The 3,796-nt window shown below is 29.9% G+C and carries 4 protein-coding genes; 2 read left to right on the top strand and 2 right to left on the bottom strand.

What is annotated here, in order from left to right:
* Positions 1 to 120: 120 nt before the first annotated feature.
* Positions 121 to 738: a toxin-antitoxin system YwqK family antitoxin gene (locus AB1Z17_RS07180; protein ID WP_368051120.1), complete on the top strand. Its 618-nt coding sequence runs from the start codon at positions 121 to 123 to the stop codon at positions 736 to 738.
* A 62-nt stretch (positions 739 to 800) separates the two neighbouring features.
* Positions 801 to 1,436, top strand: coding sequence for a carbonic anhydrase (locus AB1Z17_RS07185; RefSeq protein ID WP_368051121.1), 636 nt, complete (start codon positions 801 to 803; stop codon positions 1,434 to 1,436).
* Positions 1,437 to 1,523: 87 nt separating this feature from the next.
* Here AB1Z17_RS07185 and AB1Z17_RS07190 read toward each other — a convergent pair whose 3' ends face one another.
* Positions 1,524 to 2,819: an NCS2 family permease gene (locus AB1Z17_RS07190; RefSeq protein ID WP_368051122.1), complete on the bottom strand. Its 1,296-nt coding sequence runs from the start codon at positions 2,817 to 2,819 to the stop codon at positions 1,524 to 1,526.
* Between the two features lie 9 nt (positions 2,820 to 2,828).
* A complete protein-coding gene (locus tag AB1Z17_RS07195; RefSeq protein ID WP_368051123.1) occupies positions 2,829 to 3,479 on the bottom strand; it encodes a DUF5020 family protein in 651 nt (216 codons plus the stop codon).
* Positions 3,480 to 3,796 lie beyond the last annotated feature (317 nt).

The following is a 3,796-nucleotide window of genomic DNA, read 5'->3' on the forward strand; positions in this document are numbered from 1 at the left end:
GTTTCTCCAGAACAATATAAAATCCTTTTAGACTGGTTACAAACTATTAAAGTTGATTAACATATTATGGGGTTTAAAGTTTATAATATCATATTTATTGGTTTTTTAATGTTCTTTTGTATGCAAATTCAAGCTCAAGAGAAGGTAAATAAATTCGATTTAAACGGAAAAAGACACGGTGTTTGGAAAAAACAGTATTCGAACAATAATATCAGATACGAAGGAACCTTTGAATCTGGTAAAGAAATAGGTGTTTTTAAATATTATGACATCACAGATTCAACACATCCAACAATTATTAAAACATTTAAAACTAACAGTAACGTTGCCACTGTTAAATTTTATACTATTAAAGGAATTTTAGAAAGCACTGGCGAAATGATTGGGAAAAACAGAATTGGAAACTGGCAGTATTATTACCCAGATGAAAAAACACTGATGATTGAAGAAAATTATGAAAATGGATTTTTAAATGGAGCCTATAAAAGTTATTATAAAACCGGGAAAATTTCCGAAATTCTTAATTATAAAGCTGGAAAATTACACGGAACTGCAAAACGTTTTGCAGATAATGGCGTTTTATTAGACGATATAAATTATAATAACGGAAAACTAGAAGGTTCAGCAAAATATTATAATTTATATGGGAAATTAATTTATGCTGGAAATTATAAAAATGATGAAAAAATTGGGGAATGGGAATATTATGATAATGGTGAAAAGGAAAACAGACCTTAATTAAAACAATAATTATATATTGCAAAAAAGATTAAAAATACTATTAACTAAAACTATTAAAATTGGATATCTCAAAAATATTTACAAACAACAAAGCGTGGATAGCAGAAAAACTAAATAAAGATGAGGACTACTTTACAAACTTAGGCAAAGGGCAAAGTCCACAAATATTATACATCGGTTGTTCAGACAGCAGAGTGTCTGCAGAAGATTTAATGGGTGTTCAACCAGGAGAGGTTTTTGTTCATAGAAATATTGCAAATATGGTTCCTAATACAGACTTAAATGTAATGTCAGTTATTAATTATGCCGTAAGTCATTTAAATGTTAAACACGTTGTGGTTTGTGGACATTATTCTTGTGGAGGTGTAAAAGCTGCAATGCAATCGGAAGATTTAGGTATTTTAAACCCGTGGTTAAGAAATATTAGAGATGTCTATAGATTGCATCATACGGAGTTAGATTTAATTAAAGACGAGGAAAAAAAATATGATAGATTGGTTGAATTAAATGTTCAAGAACAGTGTGTAAATGTTTTAAAAACTTCTGACGTTCAAAAAGCTATTTTAGATAAACATATTACTGTACACGGTTGGGTGTGGGATATTCATTCTGGTAAATTAGTAGATTTAAAAATAGATTTTGATAAAATATTAAAAGACATTAGAGAAATTTACCGTTTATCAATTGATAATTAGAAATTAATCTAGAATTTAATTCTAAAAAATAAGCATAAAAAAAACCTTCTTAAAAATTAAGAAGGTTTTCAATCTTACCACTATTTTCTAAACAAAGAACTTAATTATAAACAATACTGCTATAATAAGCATTATTGGCTTTACTTCTTTATACCTGCCAGTTAGTAATTTTAATAATACAAACGATAACATTCCAAAAACAATACCTTCAGCAATACTATAGGTTAAAGGCATCATTATAATTGTAAAAAATGCTGGGATTGCTTCTGTAAAATCTGTTAAATCAATTTTCATTATTGGAGAAATCATAAACAATCCAACAATTATTAATGCAGGCGCTGTTGCAGCCGCAGGAATAATCATAAACAATGGAGCAAAAAATAAGGACAACGCAAACATAATTGCAACCGTTAAGGCTGTCATCCCTGTTTTACCACCTTCTGCAACACCTGCCGCACTTTCAACATACGTAGTTACAGTAGATGTTCCTAATATTGCACCTACAAAAGTACCAATAGAATCTGCGAATAAAGCCTGTTTTACTCTTGGCACTTTACCGTCTTTGTCTAACATTCCAGATTTAGAAGAAACACCAACCAAAGTACCAACCGTATCAAACATATCCACAAACAAGAATGTAAATAGTACAATTAGCATATCTATTGTAAATATTTGTGAAAAGTCAAATTTGAAGAAAATTGGTTCTATTGATGGAGGTAAACTCACCAACGTAAAATCATCTGGAATTACAGTTACTCCAACAAATAAACCAAAAATAGTTGATGTTAAAATTCCAATTAAGATAGCACCTTTTATCTTTTTTGTTAATAAAACACCAATAATTAAAACACCGGCTAATCCAACCAAAACAGCTGGCTCTTTCATACTTCCTAGGCTAACTAAAGTTGCTGGGTTATCAACTATTAAACCAGTTCCTTTTAAACCAATAAAGGCAATAAATAATCCGATACCTACGGAAACCGCATGTTTTAAATTTAAAGGAATAGAGTTAACAATAAGCTCTCGAATATTAAAGGCTGTTAGTAAAATAAAGATGATTCCTTCTAAAAAAACTGCTGTTAAGGCAAACTCCCAAGAATAACCCATTCCAAGTACTACCGTAAATGCAAAAAAGGCATTTAATCCCATTCCTGGTGCTAAGGCAAAAGGTAATTTAGCAATTAAAGCCATTACTAAAGTTGCAATAACTGCAGATAAAGCTGTTGCAGTAAAAACTGCATCTTTGTCCATTCCAGCTGCACTTAAAATCCCTGGATTAACAGCTAAAATATACACCATTGTCATAAAAGTGGTAATTCCGGCTACAATCTCTGTTTTTAAAGTTGATTTATTTTCTGTTATTTTAAAAAATTTGTCTAACATAATTTCGGTTTAAATATTCCACTTAATTCCTAAAGTTGGTCTTCCTTTAATGGCATCGCTTCCTCCTCCAAAGTTTGAAGAAATCTCAAGTTCTCCTCCCACTGAAAAACTCTTATTTAAATGATACCATAATTGAGGTTCAGCTAAAAACACGTTTAAGTCTGTATAACCAAAAGCAAACTCTCCTTTTTCTGTCCAATAATCTGCAAAACCAGAGAAGGTTAATTTCTCAGGTACTAAATTCCAATACCAAGTTCCTGTTATTTGGAAATTCCCTTCACCAGCGCCTGTAAACGCTTTGTAACCAGCATAAGTTGAGAATCCCCAAGTTGCATTTCCTTTAGAGTAATTAGCGCCAAAAATCCAAGCTTCAGGAATGGTAAAACCATTTGTATGTCCTGCGTTGTATTCAACGTGCAAACCAACTGGCATTTTTTCAGTTTTTAAAACACGTGCAATTTCAAAATATGCTAAACTTGTTCCAGTTGCAGAATTGTAATCAAAATCGATAAATGTAAACGTATTACCGTATTTATCCATTTTAAATAATTCGAACGTAGTTGTGAGGTGTCCTCTTTCAAAATCGTTATGTAATTGAAAGTTTTGAGCCGTAACAGTCGCAGTTACTAAAATCGCAAAAAGTGTGATTAGTTTTTTCATTATAAAGTGTTGTTGATGGTTAATTTAAATTAAGTTTCAAAAATACTCCATAAAACACTATCTAAATAGTTATTTAAAATTCAATTATTAACACTTAATTAACTATTTATAATGAAAATAAATAATAAACTTTTAGAATGCATTGTGCTTTTATAATTTTCTTTGAAAAATTATTAATAAAAATCAATTTTCAGAATAAAAAAATAAATCTTTTTAATTTAAAATTGTAATTCTACAATATTGTTCCTACAAATTAAATAATTCAATAAAAGCACTTATTTAACTTGACTCTCAACAACTTGTGTTGTAACTTTAAA

The organism is Lutibacter sp. (genome assembly GCF_040883305.1).
In the GTDB taxonomy this organism is placed as follows: domain Bacteria; phylum Bacteroidota; class Bacteroidia; order Flavobacteriales; family Flavobacteriaceae; genus Lutibacter.

Excerpts from the sequence above, each read along its gene's own strand:
- AB1Z17_RS07195 (WP_368051123.1), bottom strand. The coding sequence starts at position 3,479 with ATGAAAAAACTAATCACACTTTTTGCGATTTTAGTAACTGCGACTGTT.
- AB1Z17_RS07180 (WP_368051120.1), top strand. The coding sequence starts at position 121 with ATGCAAATTCAAGCTCAAGAGAAGGTAAATAAATTCGATTTAAACGGA.
- AB1Z17_RS07190 (WP_368051122.1), bottom strand. The coding sequence starts at position 2,819 with ATGTTAGACAAATTTTTTAAAATAACAGAAAATAAATCAACTTTAAAA.